Annotated in this window: 1 pseudogene; it reads right to left on the bottom strand. The window is 41.9% G+C overall.

What is annotated here, in order from left to right:
* Positions 1-163: 163 nt before the first annotated feature.
* Positions 164-681: pseudogene (locus HMPREF0666_RS15950) on the bottom strand (IS1380 family transposase); the annotation flags it as partial.

The following is a 681-nucleotide window of genomic DNA, read 5'->3' as shown; positions in this document are numbered from 1 at the left end:
CCGCAGCATTATTCCTTGTGAGGTACTTTTATATATTGAAGTGATATTTTGGGATTAATCCATTGATTTGGGAATTTTCCAGGGTTCTTGGTTCTTGCATAGGCATGAAATCCCCCCACCCAAACCAATGGGGAAGTATGAAAACACCACAAAGAAATACTGTTTATTCAAGGAATACTTCAGCGTAGTAGGTTTTATTTGTATACAGGTTTAGAACGTTCTGCCTTCCCGTTCGCACCCATTTTGCTGGAACGCTGACAAAATGCAGGATAAAGGCTTTCAGTCTACTTGTCTTTTTCAATGGCTTGACCTTTTCGCTGATATGACGGACGAGATAGAGATAGAAGTTCTTCAGCATAGCGGTAACCATCATGAAAACCATGTTCTCAGCCATAAAGGAAAATGGCAGATGTGACCATCCGAAGTCATTGTTCTGTATGTCGAAGTTCTTTTCACTTGCCCCACGCTCATTATAGAATGTAATGATGTCCTTCTCGGTAGACACCCAGTCATTGGTGAGGATACAGCGGTATGTGTATATTACTCCGAACATATCCGTCCGTTGCTTGCCATCCTTGTCTTTCAAAGGACTACGCTGTACGACAAGTCTGTATGACTTTCCTTCTATTAAGCTGTCCATGCTGATGGATGTGACATCGCATTTCTCATAGCCAATCTCAA

Source organism: Prevotella sp. C561 (assembly GCF_000224595.1).
Taxonomy (GTDB): Bacteria; Bacteroidota; Bacteroidia; order Bacteroidales; family Bacteroidaceae; genus Prevotella; species Prevotella jejuni.
The sequence above is the reverse complement of the archived record's forward strand: the minus strand, read 5'-3'. Positions and strand labels throughout refer to the sequence as shown.